The following is a 21,889-nucleotide window of genomic DNA, read 5'->3' on the forward strand; positions in this document are numbered from 1 at the left end:
AGAATGCTTCCCTCAATCACAGCCCGACGCATCGCCATCGTGGTGAAAGGTTATCCACGTCTTTCTGAGACCTTCATCGCCCAGGAGATCCAGGCCCTCGAGCAGCGCGGTCTCGATCTTGAGATCTGGTCTCTGCGCCACCCGACGGAACGGGTCGTCCATCCGATGCACAAGGCCATCAGGGCGAAGGTCAGCTATCTGCCGGAATACCTTTACGAGGAGCCGTTGCGCGTGCTGCGCGGCGCCTTCTGGAGCATGGGCCAGAAAGGCTTCGGGACGACGATCAAGGCGTTCTGGCGCGACCTGAAACGCGACCTCACAGCCAACCGGGTGCGCCGCCTCGGCCAGGCCTTTGCGATGGCCCGGGAATTGCCCGCGGATGTGCGGCACCTGCATGTGCATTATCTGCACACGCCGGCTTCCGTCGTCCGCTATGCGGCGCTCCTGACCGGACGGACCTGGACCTTCTCGGCCCATGCCAAGGACATCTGGACCACGCCGGATTGGGAGAAGCGGGAAAAGATGGACGAGGCGCACTGGGGCGTGACCTGCACGGCCCAGGGAGCCGCGAACCTTCAGTCGCTGTCGCGGCCGGAACGGGTGTCGCTCGTCTATCACGGGCTCGATCTCTCGCGCTTTCCGTCACCGCCCGAGAGCCGCCCCGCCCGCGACGGCTCGGACCCGCTCGATCCTTTGCGCATCGTATCCGTCGGACGGGCTGTGGCCAAGAAGGGCTATGGCGATCTGATCCAAGCCCTTGCCGCGCTGCCGCCGGATCTGCACTGGCGCTTCGCCCATGTGGGCGGCGGCGAACTGCTGGGCAGCCTCAAGAAACAGGCGGAACGGGCCGGCATCGCCAGCAAGGTGGCGTTTCTCGGTTCCAAGGCGCAGCCCGACATCATCGCCCTCCTCCGGGAGGCGGATCTGTTCGTGCTGCCGTCCAAGGAGGCGAAGTCGGGCGACCGTGACGGCCTGCCGAACGTGATCATGGAAGCGGCAAGCCAGGGGCTCGCTATCGTGGCGACGGATTTCGCCGGGATTCCGGAATTCATCCGCAGCGGCTCAGAGGGCGAACTGGTTCCGCCGGGAGATTGGGAGGCCTTGTCCAACGCCGTCAACCTGCTCGCCCGCGCCCCTGAACGGCGCAGGCTTCTCGGCTCCGCAGCCTTCGCGCGCCTGCGCCGCGACTTTTCCATGGAAGGCGGGATCGATGTTCTGGAGGCGCGCCTGCGTGCCGTGACCGACAACCCGCAGAGAGAGCCGGAGCGGGTGTGACCGACGCACGGCCTGTGGCGTTCTACGCCCCACTGAAGAGCCCGAACCATCCGCTTCCATCGGGGGACCGCACCATGGCGCGCCTGCTGGTGAAGGCTCTCGACCGGGCGGGTTATGCACCGACGCTCGCCAGCGAGCTGCGCACCCTCGACAAAGCTGGCGACCCGCAGCGTCAGGCCATCATCAGGCAGCAGTCGCGTGAAGAGGCCTCACACCTCATCGCGCACTACCGCGCCTTGCCGGAGAAAAGCCGTCCCTGCCTTTGGTTCACCTACCACGTCTACTACAAGGCCCCAGACTGGATCGGTCCGCAGGTCGCCCAGGCCCTGACCATTCCCTATGTCGTTGCGGAAGGATCGCGGGCCGCAAAGCGTGCGCATGGTCCCTGGTCCCTGGGACATGAGGGAGCGGAGACCGCTCTCGACTGCGCTGATGCGATCTTCGTCATGACAGCCCATGACCGGCAGGCCTTGGAAGCGGCACGGCCACAGCGCCAAGTGCTGGTCGATCTTCCGCCGTTCCTTGACACCCAGGACTGGCCCGCACCGAGCACTCCTCCCTTGCCCGCCAGCGAACCGCGCCTGCTCACCGTCGCCATGATGCGCAAGGGCGACAAGCTCGCCTCCTATGGCATTCTTGCCGCTGCCCTCGAACGCCTGCGGCATCTGCCCTGGTCGCTCGACATCGTGGGCGACGGCGACGCGCGGGAGGAGATTGTGCAGCTTTTCGCATCGCTTGCCGACCGCGTGCGCTACCACGGCCAGATCGAGAACAGGGCCGATCTGAGAGCGCTGTATGAAAGGGCCGATCTCTTCGTATGGCCTGCCGTCAACGAGGCCTATGGCATGGTGCTGCTGGAAGCTCAGGCCATGGGCTGCCCGGTGCTGGCCGGTGCCTATGGCGGCGTCGCCAGCGTGGTGAAGCATGGGGAAACCGGCGTGCTGACAACACCCGGCGACATCGCGGCCTTTGCCGATGCCTTGAGCGCTCTCCTGCAGGATCGCAACCGGCTCCGGAGCTTAGGCATCCATGCCCTGCGCTTCATACGGGAGGAGCGCGATCTCGATCATGCCGCTTTGCGCTTGCGCAATGCGCTCGAACCGCTCACGGCTAGAGTGGGAGCATGACATTGCGCGTTCTCATCGCCGTCACACATTTGCTGGGCGCGGGCCATCTGACCAGGGCTGCCGCCCTGGCGCGTGCATTCGCGGCAAAGGAGCATGAGACCACCCTCGTCTCGGGCGGAACCCCTGCCCGTCTGGCCGATCTCGGCGGAGCGGAGCTGGTTCAGCTGCCCCCGTTGCGCACCGTCGGGACCGATTTCAAAACGCTGCTCGACGAGAACCTCCAACCGGTCGACCAGTCCTATCTCGATCAGCGCCGCGCGCTCCTGCTCGACACGCTCCACCGCACCCGCCCCGACATCCTCATCACCGAGCTCTTTCCGTTCGGGCGCCGGGTGCTGGCGGATGAGTTCCTGGCGCTGATCGAGTCTGCACGGGCCTTGAAGCCACGCCCGCTCGTGTTGTGCTCGATCCGCGACATTCTGGTGGCGCCGACGAAGGCCGAGCGCATCGAGCAGGCGCATGAGCGCATCCGTCACCGCTACGACGCCATCCTCGTCCACGGCGACCCAAGCCTCGTTCCCCTGGAGGCTTCATGGCCGGTGGATAAGAGGATCAGGCCACATATCCGCTATACCGGATATGTGGACGAGAACGAGGGTCCCGTTCCCGAGGGCCACCGGCATGGCATTGTGGTCTCGGGCGGATCGAGCGCCGCGAGCCTGCCGCTCTACCGGGCCGTGCTGGAAGCAGCCCATCTGGTACCCGAGCGCCCCTGGCGCATCCTCGTCGGGCGAGGTGTATCAGAAGAGGACTTTCAGACACTCCAGGACAACGCCCCAGCCCATGCCGTTGTCGAGCGGGCGAGGCCCGATTTCCGGACGTTGCTCGCTAGCGCTCAGATCTCCATCAGCCAAGCCGGTTATAACACAGTGGTGGACCTTCTGCGCTGTGGCGTGCGGTCGGTTCTCGTTCCCTTCGAGGCCGGCCACGAGACCGAGCAGCGCCTGCGGGCCGAGCGCCTCAAAGGCTTGGGTCTCGCCGAGATCGTCTCCGAAGACGAGCTGTCGGGAACGCTCTTGGCGAAGGCGATCCGCCAGGGGCTTTCGCGGCGCTTATCAACTCCTCCACCCATCATTATCGACGGGGCACGGCAAAGCGTTGCCATCGCAGAAAACCTGATCCTGTCCAGACCCGCCCTTCACTCAGCCATAGATTGGGCGCCTCTGAACACCGCGTTGAAGCGGGCCAAAGATCAGGGCTGCGCCCTTCGCTTCTGGTGGCGGGATGACGATGCGGTGGCCGACAGCCCTGCCCTCGACCGACTTCTCTCACTGGCCTGGCGCTACAATGCCGGGATTGGCCTAGCTGTCATTCCAAGCAGCCTTCAAGGTTCCCTGGCGCCACGGCTTGCGGATGAATGCTCGGCCTTTGCTCTCGTGCATGGCTGGAGCCACGACAATCATGCTCCTCCAGAGACCAAGAAGGCGGAATTTGGCGCGCATCGCCCTGCGGAGACCATGGTGGCGGAAGCACGGCGCGCACTTCAAGTCGCGCGTGCCCATCTCGGAGCGAAGCTGCTGCCTGTGTTCGTGCCGCCCTGGAACCGGATCTCTCCTGAATTGATCCCGCACCTTCCACGCCTTGGCTTTACAGGCCTGTCCACATTCACGGACCGGAATGTCGCCTCTCCTGCGGAAGCCCTGCTCCAGATCAACACCCATGTGGATCCCATCGACTGGCGTGGCAGCCGCAGTGCGGTCAAGCCTGAACAGATGATTGCCGGCCTTGTGGCGGCCATTGACCGACGGGTGGCCGGCGAGGCCGACCGAAATGAACCCATAGGGTTCCTGACTCATCATCGCGTCCACGACGAGGTCATCTGGACGTTATCCGAAAGGCTTATCGCGTACCTTGCAGCGCGCGACATCTACTTCCTGCGGCCTGATGCGTGTTTCGGAATGGAAACAGGGTCACATTTGCGATCTAATGGGATTTGATGCGTTATGCTCGTAAGTCTGGAGGAGCATATGGAAGCGCCTATCCTGTCGGTTCGCCAGCTGACGGTCGACTTCAGCACCGATGCCGGAAATTTCCGGGCAGTCGACGGCCTGACCTTCGACATTCCGAAAGGCAAGACGGTGGCGCTTGTCGGCGAGTCCGGGTCCGGCAAATCGGTCACCGCGCAGGCCATCCTCCAGATCCTGTCGAAGAAGGCCAGGATCACGAACGGATCCCTTCTCTTCAACGACCCGTCGAACGGCGGAAGCATCGATATCGCGGCGCTGCCGGCTGAAAGCGACGCCATGCACGCCCTGCGTGGCGGGCGCATTGCCATGATCTTCCAGGAGCCGATGACATCCCTGTCGCCGCTCCACACTATCGGCGACCAGATCTCCGAGGCGCTGATGATCCACGCCGACGTCGATCAGGCGACGGCGAACCAGCGCACCATGGACGTGCTGAACCGGGTGGGCTTCCCCGATCCGAAGCGGGCGCTCAGAACCTACCCGTTCGAACTCTCCGGCGGCCTTCGCCAGCGCGCCATGATCGCTATGGCGCTCATCACGCGCCCGGCCCTGCTGATCGCCGACGAGCCGACGACGGCGCTCGACGTCACGACACAGGCGCAGATCCTCGACCTCATCAAGGAGCTGCAGGTCGAGACAGGCATGTCGGTGCTCCTCATCACCCACGATCTCGGCGTGGTGGCCAACGTGGCCGACGAGGTGGTGGTCATGTACCGCGGGCGGATCATGGAGGCCGGCTCGCGGGAAAACATCTTCCGCAATGCTCAGCATCCCTATCTCCAGGCGCTCATGCGTGCGGTGCCGCGCTTCGCCATGGCGGAGCACGAGCGTCTGACGCCGATCCGCGAGGTGAAAAGCGCGAGACTCGCCAGTGCCGATGCGCCGAAGCTCGTTCAGCAGGCTGGCCCGATCCTGAAGGTGGAGCGCCTCACGAAATCCTTCACGCTCCGGTCCGGCTGGTTCTCCGGCAAGACGCGGGAGATCCGCGCTGTGAGCGAGGTGGACCTGGCCCTTCCGGCAGGCAAGACCCTGGGTCTCGTCGGCGAATCCGGCTGCGGCAAGACCACGGTGTCCAAGATGATCATGCGGGCGATCACGCCCGATGCCGGGAAGGTTCTGTTCGATGACGGCACCGGCCCCAAGGACGTGCACAAGCTCGAAGGCGAGGCGCTGACCACCTACCGGCGTTCGGTGCAGTTCATCTTCCAGGACCCGTTCTCGTCCCTCAATCCGCGCATGACGGTCTACGAGCTTCTGACCGAACCGTTGCGGATTCATGACATTGGAACGTCGGACGAGCGCTATGAGCGCGTGAAGCATCTGCTCGAGATGGTGGGGCTCGACCAGCGGGCGCTTCGGCGCTACCCGCATTCCTTCTCCGGCGGCCAGCGCCAGCGCCTCGGAATCGCCCGGGCGCTGGCCCTTGAGCCGCGCGTTCTGCTCTGCGACGAGCCGGTCTCCGCCCTCGACGTCTCCGTTCAGGCACAGGTGCTGAACCTGCTCAAGGACCTGCAGGCCGCACTCGGCCTCTCCTACCTCTTCGTGTCGCACAACCTCGCGGTCGTGGATTACATCGCCGACACGATCGCGGTCATGTGCCGGGGCTACATCGTCGAGGAAGCTCCGAAATCCTCGCTGTTCCGCAATCCGGTTCACCCCTATACTCAGGCGCTGCTCGCAGCCGTGCCGGATCCGGATATCGACCGGCCCCTCGATTTCACCAAGCTGCGGACGGGCCGCTTCTCGCAGCCCTCCGAATGGCCGGAGCCCTTCCGCATCCAGCCTGGCGAATTCGGGGTGATGAAGGAAATCGAGCCCGGCCATAAGGTCCGCATGGGGCGCCTGTCAGCCCGGGAGGCTGCATGATGCTCAACATCCGCAAGACCACGCTCGCCTTAGGCCTGACGCTCGGATGGCTGGCGCTGCCCGCTTGGGCCCAGAACTACCAGGAGCCGCCCTTCTTCGCCGACCTGCCGCAGGACAAGAAGCTGCCGCCGATGGCCGAGCGGCTCCCCAAGACCCCCATCGTGGTCGGCTCGTCCGGGCAGTATGGCGGCGACATGATCACCCTCGTGCCCCGCCCGCGCGACATCCGCTATATCTCGACCTTCACCTATACGCGCCTCGTCGGCTACGACCGGAACCTGGACCTCCAGCCCGACCTCCTGGAAAAGCTTGAGAACGACGGCGACCGGGTCTTCACCTTTACCCTGCGCGAGGGCCATCGCTGGTCCGACGGTTCGCCCTTCACGGCGGAGGACTTCCGCTACTACTGGGAGGACGTGGCGCACAACCTGGATCTCTCGCCCGCCGGCCCGCCCGAGTTCATGCTGGTGGACGGGAAGCCCCCTCGCTTCGAGGTCCTGGACGAGCGCACCGTGCGCTACAGCTGGGATAAGCCGAATCCACGTTTCCTTCCGCAGCTGGCAGGCCCGCTCGATCCCGGCATCTATCGGGCTTCCGCCTATCTCAAGCAGTTCCACGCCAAATATGCCGACAAGGCCGCTCTCGAGGACAAGGCCAAGCAGCAGAAGCTGAAGTCCTGGGCCGCACTCCACAACCGCATGGACGACATGAAGGAGCAGACGAATCCCGCGCTGCCGACCCTCATGCCGTGGCGCGTCATGAATGCGGCGCCGGCGAACCGCTTTATCTTCGAGCGCAATCCCTATTACCACCGCGTCGATGCCGAGGGCCGGCAACTTCCTTACGTCGATAGGATCCTGATGGATGTATCGGCCAGCGGGCTCTTTGCCGCGAAAGCCAATGCGGGCGAGGAGGATCTGCTGTTCCGCGGCCTGTCCATGGGCGACATCCCCGTTCTGAAGCAAGGCGAGAAGGCGAAGGGCTACACGACCCTCCTCTGGCCCTATGCCCGCGGCACGGAGCTTGCGCTCTATCCCAATCTCAACACGGTGGATCCGGTCTGGCGCCAGCTCAATCGAGACATCCGCTTCCGGCGTGCCCTGTCGCTCGGGATCGACCGCAAGACCCTCAACAACGCGCTGCTCTTCGGGCTCGGCGTCGAGGGCAACAACACCATCGTGGCAGAAAGTCCCCTCTTCATGCCGGAGCTGCGGACGCAGCACGCGACTTACGATCCCAATCAGGCCTCGCGCCTTCTCGACGAGATCGGCCTGACCAAGCGCAATGGCGCGGGCATCCGTCTGCTGCCGGACGGGCGCGAACTGGAGATCATCGTCGAAACCGATGGCGAGAGCAGCCTCGTGGTGGACGGGCTCACCCTCATCGGCGAGTTCTGGCGCGAGATCGGCGTGCGGCTCTTCGTGAAGCCGCAGGACCGGACGGTGCTGCGCAACCGCTCCTATGCGGGCCTCACCGTGATGGTGGCAGCCCCCGGCCTCGACAACGCGATTCCCACGGCCCTCATGCCCCCAACCGAGCTCGCTCCCATGCGGCAGGACAACTATGCGTGGCCGAAATGGGGACAGTACATCGAGACCAAGGGCAAGAACGGCGAGCCGGTCGACATTCCGGAAGCGGAACGCCTGCTCAAATCCTATGAGACCTGGATGAACACCGGAGACCGGGTGGTCCAGAGAGCAGCCTGGCACGAGATGCTGAAGAACCACGTCGAGAACCAGTGGATCATCGGCACCATCGCGGGCGCCCTGCAGCCCATCGTCGTGCGAAACGGCCTCCAGGGTCTTCCCGCCAAGGCCCTCTACAGCTGGGAGCCGACCGCGATGCTCGGGATCTACCGGCTCGATGAGGTCTACTGGAACAAAGCCGCCGGCAAAGAGGCCCGTCGATGATCCGCTTCCTGTTGCGTCGCACCGTCACCATGGCGGTGACCCTGCTGATCATTTCGGCCCTGGTGTTCTTCATCATCAAGCTGCCGCCGGGCGACTTCCTGACCAACCAGATCGCAGAGCTGCGGGCACAGGGCGAATCCGCCTCCATCGCCAAGGCCGAGTTCCTGATCCGGCAATACGGCCTCGACAAGCCGGCCTGGGAGCAATACCTGGTCTGGCTCGGCGTCATGCCGGGCCCGAACGGCTTTTCCGGCCTTCTGCAGGGCGATTGGGGCTGGTCGTTCGAATACGACAAGCCCGTCGTGGACGTGGTGGGCGATGCCCTGTGGCTGACGCTTCTCGTGAATCTCGCAGTGGTGATCTTCATCCATCTCGTGGCGATCCCGATTGCGATCTATTCGGCGACGCGGCAGTACTCGGTGGGTGACTATATCGCCACCTTCATCGGCTATATCGGGCTTGCGACTCCCAGCTTTCTGCTGGCGCTCATCCTGCTCTATTACATGAACCGCTGGTTCGGGATCTCCATCGGCGGCCTTTACGATGCGCAATATGCGGGCGAGCCCTGGAGCTGGCCCAAGATCCAGTCCCTTCTCTCTCATCTGGTCGTTCCCACGGTGGTGATCGGGCTCGGCGGGACCGCCGCCATGATCCGGCGCATGCGCGCGAACCTGCTCGACGAGCTGGGCAAGCAATATTACGTGACCGCGAAGGCGAAGGGCCTCGGCCCCACCAAAGCCCTGCTGAAATATCCGTTCCGCATGTCGCTCAACCCGTTCATTGCCGATATCGGCAATCTGCTGCCGCAGCTCGTCTCCGGTTCGGTGCTGGTGTCGCTGGTCCTGAGCCTGCCGACGGTCGGGCCGATCCTGCTCAGTGCGCTGAAGAGCCAGGATCAGTTCCTGGCGGGCTTCATCCTCATGTTCGTCGCCGTGCTCACCGTCGTGGGCATGCTCGTCTCCGACCTGCTGCTGGCGTGGCTCGACCCACGCATCCGCATGGGAGGCGCACGATGAACACGGCCATCACGTCGAAGCGCCATTACGTCGATCCCGCACCCTTCGACCCGGGCGCCACGGAGCCCGTGGGCGCGGAAAGCGAAAGCTTCTACCGCGCCTCGTCCTGGCAGCTGATGTGGTGGAAGTTCCGGCGGCACAAGGTGGCGCTCGCCGCAGCCTTCGTGCTGCTCGCCTTCTATGCGCTCGTGCCTTTCGTCGAGGTGATCGCTCCCTACAACCAGACCAAGCGGCACGGCGACTTCCTCTATGCGCCACCGCAAGGGATACACCTGATGCACGAGGGGCAGCTCATGCGTCCCTTCGTCTATCCCTATACCTACAGCTTCGACCTGGAGAACTTCCGCCGGGTCTACACGGTCGACGCCTCGAAGCCGCAGCCGATCCGCTTCTTCTGCCGGGGTGACGATTACGAATTCTGGGGGATGTGGCAGGCGAATGTCCACCTGGTCTGCCCGCCTGAGAACGGAACGATGTTCCTGCTCGGCACCGACCGGCTCGGGCGAGACCTGCTGTCGCGCATCATCTATGGCGCGCGCATCTCGCTCACCATCGGCATCGTGGGCATTGCGGTCTCATTCACGCTCGGCCTCTTCTTCGGCGGCCTTGCCGGCTATCTCGGCGGCTGGGTCGATCACGTGATCCAGCGCACGATCGAGATCCTGCGCTCCCTTCCGGAGCTGCCCCTGTGGCTTGCCCTCTCGGCTGCCCTGCCGCCGAACTGGAGCCCTATCCTCGTGTTCTTCGGCATCACGATCATTCTCGGCCTGCTCGACTGGCCGGGCCTTGCCCGTGCGGTGCGCTCAAAGCTGCTGTCCCTGCGCGAGGAGGACTTCGTGAAGGCCGCGGAGCTGATGGGAGCGTCCAAGCAGCGCGTGATCGCGCGTCACCTTATCCCGAACTTCATGAGCCACCTCATCGCCTCGGCGACGCTCTCGATCCCGTCCATGATTCTCGGCGAGACCGCCCTATCCTTCTTAGGCTTGGGATTGCGGCCGCCGGTGACGAGCTGGGGCGTGCTGCTCAACGAGGCGCAGAACCTCGCGGCCGTGCAGTTGCACCCCTGGCTTCTCTTCCCGATGGTGCCGGTGGTCCTCGTGGTTCTCGCCTTCAACTTCATGGGCGATGGCTTGCGCGACGCGGCGGATCCTTATCATTAGGCGCATAACCGGTTGTCCTCGGCTCAAGGGAATGCGACACATCCTGCCGTGAGAAAGACAGCAGAGGTGTTTCGTGGCCGAGTACCGGATTGATGCATCGCCCAAGAGCGTTCACTGGGGTTATTTCGACGCGGGCATTCCTCCGCTTCTTACGGTGAATTCAGGCGACACGGTCACGATGTCGACCGTCTCCGGCGGCCCGGAGGCGATGCCTCCCGCGCCTTTTGTCATCCCGCAGGCGTTGACCGATGTTCACGCGACCCACAAGCCGAAGCTGCCGGGCCATATCTGCACGGGTCCGGTTGCCGTGAGCGGCGCCAAGGCCGGTCAGGTTCTGGAAGTGCGCATCAAGGACATTGAACTGCACTACGACTGGGGCTTTACCTATTCGGCTCCGCAGAAGGGTGCCCTGCCGGACGATTTCGACGAGATCCACGCCATGACGATCCCGCTCGATCGCGAGCGGATGACGGGCAAGCTGCCCTGGGGCCTGGAGCTGCCCTTGAAACCCTTCTTCGGCGTGATGGCCGTGGCGCCGCCTGCCTCCTGGGGAGCACTCAGCACCCTGCCGCCGCGCCGCAACGGCGGCAATCTCGACAACAAGGAGCTGGTGGCCGGCACGACCCTCTACCTGCCGATCCATGTGGACGGCGCCCTGTTCTCCGTCGGCGACGGCCATGGTGTCCAGGGTGACGGCGAGGTCTGCGTGACGGCCATCGAGACCGGGCTGATCGGCACCTTCGAACTGCACCTGCGCGACGACATGAGCCTCATCTGGCCCATGGCCGAGACGCCGACGCATGTCATGACCATGGCGTTCGACCCAGACCTGGACGATTGCGTGGTCATCGCGCTCCGCTCCATGATCGACCTGATCGTCGCGCGTACCGGCATCACCAAGGCGGAGGCCTACGCCCTGTGCAGCCTCGCGGCGGATCTGCGGATCACTCAGGTGGTCAATGGCAACAAGGGCGTCCACGTGATGCTCGACAAGAGCCTGCTGCAGAAAGCCCAGCGCTGATCAGGCATCTTGCGGCGGCGGCTCCTCGCCGAAGATCGAGCGGCCGCCGTAACCATGCGACTTTGCTCGCTCCTGCCGGATGTGTTCTTCAACATCCCGACCCGTGGCATGGCGTTCGAGTTGACGGGCCTGATCGTCGAGCCGCTTGAGGGCGAACAATTCCTCCTGCTGACCGAGCTTCGCCTTCTGCACGGCGGATTTCAGCACGCGGATCGTCTCGTCATAGACCCGCACCGGCACGGGATACGGGTGCCTGTCCTTGCCGCCATGGGCGAAGGAGAAGCGCGCGGGATCGCTGAAGCGGCACGGCGTGCCGTGCACGACCTCGGCCACCATGGCGAGCGCCTCGACGGTGCGCGGACCGACGCCGGGCGTCATCAGCAGATCGGGAAAATCTGTCGGCCCACGATCCGCCGCTGCCGCGAGTGTTCCGTGGAGCCGCCGCAGCACAACGTCCTTTGCCCGAACATCGTGATGCTCGGGCATGACCAGATGCGGCAGCAGGGGCTGCGGGCTCGCAGCCGGAGCAACTTCACGCTCTTCGAGCGTCAGGAATTTGCGGGCGATGGTGTCAGGCCCCAACGTGTCTAGAATGTCGATCTGCGCCTTGCGCGAAGCCTCTGCCCGGCGATCGGTGAGATTGACGATGGTGCCCTGCCCTTTGCCGTCGATAGCCGTATGCGGCTCGTCGACGAAGCTCTTCAGATCCTCGGACAGCCAGTGGTAACGGCGCGCCAGCCGGGACGTATCGTTCATCCCCTGCTGAACCACCGCCCACTTGCCGTCATCCGTGACGATGAAGCCGTGGAGATACAGATCGAACCCGTCCTGGATCGCAGCGCTGTCGACCTTCGCAACCAACCGACTCGCATTCGCGAGCGCCGCGCCGTCGAAGCCGACGCGCTCGCCGATGGCGACGAGTTCATGCGGCGTTTGGCGCGAGTGCTTTCCGCGCCCGCCGCAGACATGAATGCCGAGTTCCTTCGAGAGCGGCGTGAGCCCGCGCTTCAAGGCGCCGATGACGCTGGTGGTGATGCCGGAAGAGTGCCAGTCCATGCCCATCACGGCGCCGAAGGATTGAAACCAGAACGGATGCGCGAGCCGGCGCAGCAGCTCGTCGCGCCCGTAATGGTGCACGATGGCCTCAGACACCACGCCGCCGAGGCGCGTCATGCGATCCGCCAGCCATTTCGGCACATGGCCGGAATGGAGCGGCAGATCGGCGCTACCGGCGCGCTTGGCCATCGTGCGGGGTCTCCTGAAAATCGAATACGGCGGCAGGCTCACCTCTCCCCATGGGGAGAGGTGAGCCTGAGCCCTCATGAGAAGAAAAAGGCGCCCGAAGGCGCCTTGAACTGTCTTAGCGGCGGCGGGGGCTCTTTTCGAGCCAAGCCACTTGTGCGCCATCACCGCGGCGCCCTTCTGAGCGCTGCCCGGCGGGCTTTGCTTGTGCGGGACGCTGACCCTGTGCAGGCCGCTGACCTTGCGCCGGACGCTGCGCCTGAGCGGGGCGCTGCTGGTTGCCAGCAGGCTGGCCGCCCTGCGGCTGACCGTTTCCTGCAGGCTTTCCTCCGCGCCCGCGACGGCGCTTCGGCCCCCGGTCGGCATTCGGATCGGCGCTGCGCGCCTGGCCATGGCCCTGATGCCCGCGGGCATGAGGAGCCGGACGGCCCCGCTGCTGCTGCCCGTTGCGCCCGGACTGCTCGCGGCGCGGGTCGGACGATTCCGACGCGGCGGGAGCGGCAGGCAGGCCCTCGGGAAGCGGCATGACCGGTACCTTCAGGCGGGTCAGCTTCTCGATGTCCTTCAGGTATGCCTTCTCCTCGTCGTTGCAGAAAGAGATGGCGAGACCCGTGGCACCCGCGCGGGCCGTGCGGCCGATGCGGTGGACATAAGATTCCGGCACGTTCGGCAGGTCGTAGTTGATGACGTGGGACACGCCCTCGACGTCGATGCCGCGAGCCGCGATGTCGGTCGCTACCAACACGCGGCAGGTGCCATCGCGGAAGCCGGCCAGCGCACGCTCGCGCTGCGGCTGGGACTTGTTGCCGTGGATGGCGGCGCCCACGATGCCGGCCTTGTCGAGGCCGCGCACCACCTTGTCCGCACCGTGCTTGGTGCGGGTGAAGACGAGCACGCGGTCGATGCTTGGGTCGCGCAGGAGCGTCTCGAGCAGCACCTGCTTGCGGCCGGTCTGCACGAAGATCACGCTCTGCTCCACGCGCTCGGCAGTGGTCGCCACCGGGGTTACCGCCACATGGGCCGGGTTGCGCAGGAAGGACTCGGCGAGCGTCGAGATCGTCTTCGGCATGGTGGCCGAGAAGAACAGGCTCTGACGCTCCTTCGGCAGCAGGGTCACGATGCGCTTCAAGGCATGGATGAAGCCGAGGTCGAGCATCTGGTCGGCCTCGTCGAGGACGAGAATCTCGATGTCGCGCAGGGACAGGGCCCGGCGGTCCACGAGGTCGATCAGGCGGCCAGGGGTGGCGACGAGCACGTCGACGCCGTTCATCAGCGCCTTCTCCTGGCGGGAGATGGTGACGCCGCCGAACACCACCTCGGTGGTGAGACGCAGGTTGCGGCCATAGGCCTTGAAGCTGTCGGCGATCTGGCTCGCCAGTTCTCGGGTCGGGCTGAGCACGAGCACGCGGGCGCTCTTATGCTTGCGCGGCTTCGGGGTCTCGGACAGGCGATGCAGGATCGGCAGCGCGAAGGCGGCCGTCTTGCCGGTGCCGGTCTGGGCGATGCCGCACACGTCGCGGCCTTCCATGGCGTAGGGAATGGTCTGGGCCTGGATCGGGGTGGGCTTCTCATAGCCCTCGGCCGACAGGGCCTTCAGGATCGGCTGGGCCAATCCGAAATCGGTGAAGAGTGTCAAAGTGTATCTTTCGAACGGATGCGGTGAGCCGCAAAGCAGGTTCGGCTTGGAAAAAGCAAAGGCGCTTCAGGGCTCTTTTGGGAAACAGCCCGCGTGATGGGGCCGCCTTATGATGGAGCGATTGAAGAAGGGGACCGGGGTCTTCGCTCATGCGAATATCCGTCACGCAGTCCCGCTCAAGCGGCCCGGTATGCCGGTCGCCGTCGCCTGCTGTGCATATGGGGGATTAAAGCCTGTCCGTCAACCGCAAGGCCTGACATAAAGCAGAGATGTCCCCCTCAGGCTCCATGCCCTGGCGCATCGTCTCAACCCTTTCGATCACCCATCTGATCTCCTACGGGACGCTGTTCTATGCCTTCGCGCTCCTCATCGACCCCATGGAGCGGGACCTCGGATGGTCGAAGACGGCCCTGACCGCCGCCTACTCGCTCGCCCTCATCTCCTCCGCCTTCTTCGCCATGCCAGTCGGCCGGCTGATCGACCAGGGCTATGGGCGGGCCGTAATGACAGGCGGCTCGGTGTTGGCCGCCCTCCTCCTCGTCGTGTGGGCGTATACCGACAGCTATCCGGTTTTCGTGCTGATCTGGCTCGGCTTGGGAGCCGCCACGAGCGCCCTCTTCTACGAAGCGGGTTTTGCGGTCCTGGCCTTGAACCTCGGCCTGCTGGCCCGCCGGGGCATTACCATCATCACCCTCGTGGCGGGCTTCGCCAGCACGGTGTTCATCCCGCTCCTGCACGTGCTCATCGACCGTTACGGCTGGCGCGACACGCTCCTGGCCATGGCGGCCCTGAACATCGGGATCTGCGCCGTGCTGCATGCCACCGGCATCCCGGCCGCCCCTGCAAGGCCGAAGCACACCGGAGAAAGCCGCTCCGTCGCCCCCTCCACATCGAACCCGCGCCGGGTTCTCGCGAAGCCAGCCTTCTGGCTCTTCGTGATCACCAGCGTCCTCCAGGGGATCATCTCGATTGGAATTCCCGTTCACCTGATCCCCATTCTCCTCGAGCGCGGTTTCTCCATCGAGGCCGCTGTGGCGGCCTACACGGTGATCGGGCCGGCCCAGGTGGCGGCGCGGTTCCTTACCGGGTTCGGTGAGCGGGCCATGAGCCTGAGAGGCATCGGAGTGCTCACCATGGCCATGAGCGCCCTCGGCTTCCTGCTCCTGCCCTTCATTTCGGCCGGATCCTGGCTGATCTTCGTGTTCGCGGGGCTTTACGGCGCCTCCAACGGAATGCTCACCATCGTGCGGGCCCTGCTCCCGCCCGAGCTGTTCGGGCGCGAGGATTACGGGGCCATCCAGGGCATGATCGCCATGCCGGTGCGGATCACCATGGCGGTTGCGCCCTTTGCCTTCGGCGCTCTCTGGGCCTGGTGGGGCAGCTACGATGCCGTGATCGTCCTGTGCCTCGGCATGGCCGTGTGCTCGCTCATCGCTTTCATGCTAAACCTCGCCCTGGCGAAGGAGCCTTGAACAAGTTCAAGAATTGTCTTGCCTTAGACGGCTAAAGAAACCATGTGCAGGGCACCGGGACAGCCCGGATTGAAGGAAAGACGCATTCCGTGACGACAGTGACTGATCTTCTGATTGTAGGCGGCGGCATCAATGGCGCCGGCATCGCGCGCGATGCCGTGGGCCGGGGCCTCTCGGTGGTGCTCTGCGAGCAGGGCGACCTCGCCGGCTACACCTCGTCTGCCTCCACCAAGCTGATCCACGGCGGCCTGCGCTATCTTGAGTATTACGAGTTCCGGCTGGTCCGCGAAGCCTTGTTCGAGCGCGAGCGGCTGCTGGAATCCGCGCCCCACATCATCTGGCCCCTGCGCTTTATCCTGCCGCATGAGAAGGGAATCCGCCCCGCCTGGTTCGTGCGCCTGGGCCTGTTCATGTACGACCACCTGGCCCCGCGCAAGAAGCTGCCCGGCACGGAAGGCATCAAGCTCACCCGGCATCCTGCCGGGAAGGCCCTGAAGCCCGGCTTCGACACCGCCTTCGTCTATTCCGACTGCTGGGTCGAGGACAGCCGCATGGTAGCCCTCAATGCCCTCGACGCCTTCGAGAAGGGCGCTGACATCCGGGTGCGCACCAAGCTCACCTCCGCCCGCCGCGACGGCCAGACCTGGGTCGCCACGCTCCAGAACGTTGAGACGGGCGCCACGGAAGAGCTGCGCGCCAAGGTGATCGTGAATGCCGGCGGGCCCTTCGTGGCCGACGTGCTAAACGCCAAGCTAGGCCTCAACACCACCAAGAACGTACGCCTCGTAAAGGGCAGCCACATCGTGGTGCCAAAGCTCTTCGACACCAAGGAAGCGTTCATTCTCCAGAACACGGACAAGCGGATCGTATTCGCCATTCCGTACCAGGAGAAGTTCACCCTGATCGGCACCACCGATATCCCGGTCGAGTCCGTGCCGGACAAGAAGGTGGAGATCACCCAGGACGAGATCCAGTATCTCTGCAACGTGGTGAACCACTTCTTCAAGCGCGAGGTCACCCCGGCCGAAGTGGTGTGGACCTATTCCGGCGTGCGTCCGCTCTTCGACGACGGATCGAGCAACGCCTCGGCGGTCACCCGCGACTACGTGTTCGACATGGACGCGCCGCAGGGTCAGGCACCGGTACTGTCGATCTTCGGTGGCAAGATCACCACCTTCCGCAAGCTCTCGGAGCATGCCCTCGATGAGCTGAAATCCTACTTCCCCAACATGAAGCCGTCCTGGACCGAGAAGGCCAAGATGCCGGGCGGCGACATGCCGGATGCGGATTTCGACCGCTTCTTCGCCGATGTGCGACAGCGCTGGCCCTTCCTGCCCGAGCATCTCGCCCATCGCCTTGCTCGCGCCTACGGAACGCGGATCGAGGAGCTTCTGGGCTCGGCCAAGTCCATGGCCGATCTCGGCGATGATTTCGGCGCCGGGCTCACGGCGGCCGAGGTCGATTATCTGGTACGCCGCGAATGGGCGCGCACGCCAGAGGATATCCTCTGGCGCCGTTCCAAGCTTGGGCTGCATGTGCCGGTTGACGCTCCCGCCAGGATCGATGCCTATTTGGCTAAGACAAAGGCGGCATCTGTCGCGGCTCAATAAGCTTTGGGACAATAAGGTTTGGGGAAGGACATGGCTCAATACGTCGGTGCCATCGATCAGGGCACGACCAGCTCGCGTTTCATCGTGTTCGACAAGGCCGGGAGCATCGTCTCGGTGGGGCAGAAAGAGCACGAGCAGATCTACCCCAGGCCCGGCGATGTGGAGCACGATCCACTCGAGATCTGGCACAACACGCAAGCCGTAATCCAGGAGGCCCTGACAAAGAAAGGGCTATCGCCCCGCGATCTCGCCGCCATCGGCATCACCAACCAGCGCGAGACCACGCTGATCTGGGACAAGCGCACCGGCAAGCCGCTCCACAACGCCCTTGTGTGGCAGGATACCCGCGTCGACCCGATCGTCGAGGAGTTCGCCCGTGATGGCGGTTACGATCGCCTGCGCGACAAGACCGGCCTGCCGCTGGCAAGCTACTTCTCGGGCCTCAAGCTGCGCTGGCTCCTCGACAACGTGCCGGGCGCCAGTGAGAAGGCGCAGGCCGGCGACGTGCTGTTCGGCAATATCGACACTTGGCTGGTCTGGAACCTGACCGGCGGCGTTGACGGCGGCTGCCACATCACCGATGTGACCAATGCCAGCCGCACCCAGCTCATGAACCTGGCCAGCCTGGACTGGGACGAGGAGATCCTGAGCCTCTTCCACATCCCGCGCGCCTGCCTGCCGCAGATCCGCTCATCGAGCGAGGTCTATGGTGAGGCAACCGACAATCTGGCCGGCGTCCCGATCGCCGGCATTCTCGGCGACCAGCAGGCGGCCCTCGTGGGACAGGCCTGCTTCCAGCCCGGCGAGGCCAAGAACACCTACGGCACCGGCTGCTTCATGCTCATGAACACCGGCGAGACCCCCTACCCGTCGAAATGCGGTCTCCTCACCACGGTTGGCTACCGTTTCGGCCAGGGGAAGACCGTCTATGCCCTGGAAGGTTCGATCGCGATTGCCGGCGCCCTAGTGCAGTGGCTTCGCGACAATCTCGGCATGATCGAGAAGAGCCCCGATATCGAGACCCTCGCCCGAAGCGTCGAGGACAATGGCGGCGTGACCATCGTGCCGGCCTTCTCCGGGCTCTATGCGCCGCACTGGAACTCCCATGCCCGCGGGCTCATCGGCGGCCTGACGCGCTACGCCACCAAGGCGCATATCGCCCGTGCGGCGCTCGAGGCCACGGCCTTCCAGACCCGCGAGGTGCTGGACGCCATGACCAAGGACACGGGCATTACCGCGAGGGAGCTGCGCACCGATGGCGGCATGGTGGTCAACGAGCTGCTGATGCAGTTCCAGGCGGACATTCTCGATGTGCCGGTGGTGCGCCCGAAGGTGATCGAGACCACGGCTCTCGGCGCCGCCTACGCGGCCGGTCTGGCGACGGGCTTCTGGAGCGGGACCGACGAGCTGGTGCGCAACTGGGCCGTGGACAAACGCTGGATGCCCGCCATGGAGGCTTCCCGCCGCGAGTGCTTGAACGCCCTTTGGAACAAGGCCGTGTCGCGTTCCCTCGACTGGGCGGACTGAGGTTTCGAAAAGGAAGGCGGCAGGTCAACCCTGCCGCTCATATCATCAGGTTCGAGCCACGGCCGCACGGATCTTCTCGGCCATTCCCGTCAGAACGTCCGGCTTTTCCATCTGGCCCGTATGGGGCTTCAGCGCCACGCCCTCGAAGCGGGGGATGACGTGAAAATGGATGTGGAAGACCACCTGCCCGCCTGCGCTCTCATTGAACTGCTGGACCGTCAGGCCATCGGCCGAGAGCGCCGCCTTGGCCGCCTTACCCACGACTTGCACGGCCTTCGCGAGTTCCGCGAGATCGTCCGGCGCGACGTCGAGGAGGTTGCGGGCTTTCGCCTTGGGTATGACCAGCACGTGACCATCACCCCGGGGCATGACATCCATGAACGCCAGGATCCGGTCGGTCTCGTAGACCTTGTGGCACGGCAGCTCACCGCGAAGGATTTTTGCGAATACGTTGTTGTCGTCGTAGGTCATCCCGTCCTCTATCCTCCACCATGTCTGCAGGAGCGCTCGGAGCATCGCCAATCCCTTATACCGGCGCAAGCGACTGGATCGCCACTCCCTTCCCGCACCGTCCTGACACCAAGACACCTCAATTTCAGGCCATGGTTTTAGCCTCAGAATCCATCTTCTATGACTTACCCTCGATAAGACATCTATTGGCAAGTATAGATGGCATTCCCCACCTGTATCGAGGCAAGTACCTTCTTGGCTCTTAATCCTATCGACAAGATGTTGCCTTGTTTCCTTCAGCCAAACATTTGCCGCAAGTGTGCCAATTCGTGGGGTCTGAATAATTTCGCAAAATTTTTTGCAAAGGTTGGCCCACCTGAACCGGAACCATCGATTCCGCGAGCGGTTGATGAAGCACGATCACCACTCGATTAGGAGGCATAAATGGCAGGTGGTTCGACCTCGAAGCGTGGCTTCGCGTCGATGGATTCCGACCGGCAGCGTGAAATCGCCAGCAAGGGCGGCAAGAGCGTTCCCGCCGAGAAGCGTTCCTTCTCGCAGGACCGTGAACTCGCCTCGGAAGCCGGCCGCAAGGGCGGTCAGGCCTCGGGGAATACCCGCGGCAATCAGGAATAGCGCTTTTACCTGTTTATAATATCAAAAGGGGCCGCTCAGCGGCCCCTTTTACTTTATCTCGACATATCAAAATGAAGATCTACTGGTGCCTGAAGTTGAATTCGGCACGCGTCAGAACGGCTTCCACGTGAACCTCCTCGGAGGCTCCAACGCCCATGACGGCTCGGAAATCGGACAGGCTCGGAACATCGAACGCCACGGTGCCGAGATCGATCTGCCGCACCAGCTCCCCTGCCAAGGCCGACATGAAGTCGAGCGAAACGATCTCGAGATGACGGGCTGCCTCGAGGGCCACCTCCGAGGACGCATGGCGCGAGGCACCGATCAGCGTCAGAAGAGAATACTCGTCCAAGCTTCCATGCCTGGACCCGACCGGCTTATGGACGAACGGACGCCCGCGCTGTCGGGTCAGGGCAAATGCGAGAAGCAGCGCGTCTGACACGATCCCTTTGGCCGTATCAGGCCGGGTATAGGCTGCCAGCCCTTGCTCAGGCCCATCGAGCAAAGCCAGATCATACTGGTCTTCAAGCCGGTTCAGGGAGCGGAAAACATCAATGACCGGGACGGCACTCGGGTGGAGCAGGACCGCCACGGGATTGACTGCCGACGGGAACGACGATCCTTCAATCATGCAACAAAAATCCTCAACCTCTCTTCACTCAGACCACTGAACCCAGCCCGGCCGGCAGCACATGCGGCCATGCCGGAACGACGAGATGACGCCTCAACATCAGGGGGCAGGTCACCTCATCCTGGTAACAGACGGGAATCATGCCGCTGAGCATGGAGGCCACCGACGGCTTGTCCCTGGATGGGGAGCTTGAGGTCAGCCGGGAAAACTCGTCCGGCAGTTCCTCCTGACACAGAATGGCATCCAGCTCATTTGCTGCAGTCATCGTTTCCTCCGCATCGCGCTTGAAACGGCAACGTATGCCCCGAACCGCGGTTCCTTGTGCGTCAACAAGTCCAGACGGTCGCAAGACAGCAGCAGACAGGTGGAGAAATATTTGAAAGTGCCCTGGAACCGGAGTGGATGGCCACCGTTGTACCGATAACCGGCCCGAATGCCCCCTTGGACTGGCACCTTTAAGGCGCAGCTTCATGGCTGCGCCTTTTATTTTGGCCGCTCCACCCGCCACAGATATAAAAAATGCGGTGCCTGGGCTCCCCAGACACCGCACAACCTTCCAATCCGGCGAAGGATTACTGCTTGGGAGCAGTCGAGGTGCCGGACTGACCGGCGGAGCCGGTGGTCGAGCGATTGGCGTTGTCGCCATCCTCATCGAACGCAGGAGCGGCCTGAAGCTGGTCCTTCGTCATGCGCAGGACCACGCGTTCAGGCTGATTCTGGTTGCTCGAGGTGTTGCTGGCCGTCGTGTTGGACGCTCCAGCCGTACCCGAGCCAGTCGTAGCGGTGTTGCCCGTCGTGGTCGTCGAGCCCGTCGTCGCGACATTACTGTTGCCGCTGCTAGCATTGTTGTTCATGGCCTGGGCCTGCTGGGCATTCATGAACTCAAGAGCATTGAACGGAACCGCCACATCCTTCTCGCCAATGCCCAGGAAGCCGCCGACACCGACCACAGCCGCCATGATCTGACCATTGCGGTCCATGATGACGTCATTGATGTCGCCGATCGACTCGTTGTTGGCGCCGACGACCCGGGTGCCAATCAGATCGGAGGCCATCATCTGGTTAGTTTCCATCTTGGTCATGAACTGACCCTGCATGCCGCCGCTCTGACTCATGGTCGACGAGGACTGGCTCATCGTCGACGAAGAGCCGGACGCGCCGGGCTGCATGGCCGGCGAACCGGACGAGGTGGTGCCGGTTCCGGACGCTGCTGGACGGTCAGTCGGAGCCGAGGGGCTGGTGGTCGAGGTCTGTGCAAGGGCGGGCGCAGCCGCGAAAGCCGTCACTACAAGGCAAGCTGCCATATGCTTCTTCAGCATTGCTTATTTCTCCTGAGAGTACAT

18 protein-coding genes are annotated in these 21,889 nt (G+C 63.9%); 12 read left to right on the top strand and 6 right to left on the bottom strand.

Going from position 1 to position 21,889, the window contains the following annotated elements; genetic code table 11:
- Positions 1-3 precede the first annotated feature (3 nt).
- The 8 genes from FHR70_RS08585 (at position 4) to FHR70_RS08620 (ending at position 11,342) form a co-directional block, all read left to right on the top strand.
- Entirely contained in the window at positions 4-1,275 is a 1,272-nt protein-coding gene (locus FHR70_RS08585; RefSeq protein ID WP_183449135.1) for a glycosyltransferase family 4 protein, read from the top strand.
- Positions 1,272-2,402, top strand: coding sequence for a glycosyltransferase family 4 protein (locus FHR70_RS08590; RefSeq protein ID WP_343058762.1), 1,131 nt, complete (start codon positions 1,272-1,274; stop codon positions 2,400-2,402). The genes FHR70_RS08585 and FHR70_RS08590 overlap by 4 nt, the downstream gene beginning before the upstream one ends.
- On the top strand, positions 2,399-4,339 hold the full coding sequence (locus FHR70_RS08595; RefSeq protein ID WP_183449137.1) for a glycosyltransferase: 1,941 nt from the start codon (positions 2,399-2,401) through the stop codon (positions 4,337-4,339). The genes FHR70_RS08590 and FHR70_RS08595 overlap by 4 nt, the downstream gene beginning before the upstream one ends.
- A 30-nt stretch (positions 4,340-4,369) precedes the next feature.
- A complete protein-coding gene (locus FHR70_RS08600; protein ID WP_183449139.1) occupies positions 4,370-6,235 on the top strand; it encodes an ABC transporter ATP-binding protein in 1,866 nt (621 codons plus the stop codon).
- On the top strand, positions 6,232-8,145 hold the full coding sequence (locus FHR70_RS08605) for an ABC transporter substrate-binding protein (protein ID WP_183449141.1): 1,914 nt from the start codon (positions 6,232-6,234) through the stop codon (positions 8,143-8,145). The genes FHR70_RS08600 and FHR70_RS08605 overlap by 4 nt, the downstream gene beginning before the upstream one ends.
- On the top strand, positions 8,142-9,161 hold the full coding sequence (locus tag FHR70_RS08610) for an ABC transporter permease (RefSeq protein WP_183449143.1): 1,020 nt from the start codon (positions 8,142-8,144) through the stop codon (positions 9,159-9,161). Before FHR70_RS08605 ends, FHR70_RS08610 begins: the two co-directional genes overlap by 4 nt.
- The gene (locus FHR70_RS08615) at positions 9,158-10,321 is read left to right on the top strand and encodes an ABC transporter permease (RefSeq protein WP_183449145.1); all 1,164 of its coding nucleotides are present in this window, start codon (positions 9,158-9,160) and stop codon (positions 10,319-10,321) included. Before FHR70_RS08610 ends, FHR70_RS08615 begins: the two co-directional genes overlap by 4 nt.
- Positions 10,322-10,394: 73 nt before the next feature.
- Positions 10,395-11,342, top strand: coding sequence for an acetamidase/formamidase family protein (locus FHR70_RS08620; RefSeq protein ID WP_183449147.1), 948 nt, complete (start codon positions 10,395-10,397; stop codon positions 11,340-11,342).
- Here the strand turns inward: FHR70_RS08620 and FHR70_RS08625 are convergent, their stop codons facing one another.
- Positions 11,343-12,587: a DUF763 domain-containing protein gene (locus FHR70_RS08625; protein WP_183449149.1), complete on the bottom strand. Its 1,245-nt coding sequence runs from the start codon at positions 12,585-12,587 to the stop codon at positions 11,343-11,345. It abuts the gene before it with no gap.
- A 115-nt stretch (positions 12,588-12,702) separates the two neighbouring features.
- Complete coding sequence (locus tag FHR70_RS08630; protein WP_183449151.1) at positions 12,703-14,220, bottom strand: DEAD/DEAH box helicase; 1,518 nt, start codon at positions 14,218-14,220, stop codon at positions 12,703-12,705.
- 269 nt (positions 14,221-14,489) lie between these two features.
- On the opposite strand from FHR70_RS08630, the gene FHR70_RS08635 reads away from it, so the two are divergent.
- From FHR70_RS08635 to glpK, 3 genes are all read left to right on the top strand, one after another.
- Complete coding sequence (locus FHR70_RS08635; RefSeq protein WP_183449153.1) at positions 14,490-15,692, top strand: MFS transporter; 1,203 nt, start codon at positions 14,490-14,492, stop codon at positions 15,690-15,692.
- 89 nt (positions 15,693-15,781) lie between these two features.
- Positions 15,782-17,302: a glycerol-3-phosphate dehydrogenase gene (locus tag FHR70_RS08640; protein WP_183449155.1), complete on the top strand. Its 1,521-nt coding sequence runs from the start codon at positions 15,782-15,784 to the stop codon at positions 17,300-17,302.
- Between the two features lie 30 nt (positions 17,303-17,332).
- On the top strand, positions 17,333-18,829 hold the full coding sequence (gene glpK / locus FHR70_RS08645; protein ID WP_183449157.1) for a glycerol kinase GlpK: 1,497 nt from the start codon (positions 17,333-17,335) through the stop codon (positions 18,827-18,829).
- Positions 18,830-18,874: 45 nt separating this feature from the next.
- Here glpK and FHR70_RS08650 read toward each other — a convergent pair whose 3' ends face one another.
- A complete protein-coding gene (locus FHR70_RS08650) occupies positions 18,875-19,300 on the bottom strand; it encodes an HIT family protein (RefSeq protein WP_183449159.1) in 426 nt (141 codons plus the stop codon).
- 423 nt (positions 19,301-19,723) lie between these two features.
- Between FHR70_RS08650 and FHR70_RS08655 the strand changes: the two genes are divergently transcribed.
- Positions 19,724-19,915 carry a con-10 family general stress protein gene (locus FHR70_RS08655; protein ID WP_009494027.1) on the top strand — a complete coding sequence of 64 codons (192 nt, stop codon included), beginning with the start codon at positions 19,724-19,726 and terminating at the stop codon, positions 19,913-19,915.
- 79 nt (positions 19,916-19,994) lie between these two features.
- On the opposite strand, the gene FHR70_RS08660 is transcribed toward FHR70_RS08655, so the two are convergent.
- From FHR70_RS08660 to FHR70_RS08670, 3 genes are all read right to left on the bottom strand, one after another.
- On the bottom strand, positions 19,995-20,546 hold the full coding sequence (locus FHR70_RS08660; RefSeq protein WP_183449161.1) for a hypothetical protein: 552 nt from the start codon (positions 20,544-20,546) through the stop codon (positions 19,995-19,997).
- Between the two features lie 28 nt (positions 20,547-20,574).
- Entirely contained in the window at positions 20,575-20,811 is a 237-nt protein-coding gene (locus tag FHR70_RS08665; protein WP_183449163.1) for a hypothetical protein, read from the bottom strand.
- A gap of 307 nt (positions 20,812-21,118) precedes the next feature.
- The gene (locus FHR70_RS08670; protein WP_183449165.1) at positions 21,119-21,865 is read right to left on the bottom strand and encodes a PRC-barrel domain-containing protein; all 747 of its coding nucleotides are present in this window, start codon (positions 21,863-21,865) and stop codon (positions 21,119-21,121) included.
- Positions 21,866-21,889: the final 24 nt, after the last annotated feature.

Origin of the sequence: Microvirga lupini (assembly GCF_014191055.1) — a bacterium.
GTDB classification, from domain to species: domain Bacteria; phylum Pseudomonadota; class Alphaproteobacteria; order Rhizobiales; family Beijerinckiaceae; genus Microvirga; species Microvirga lupini_A.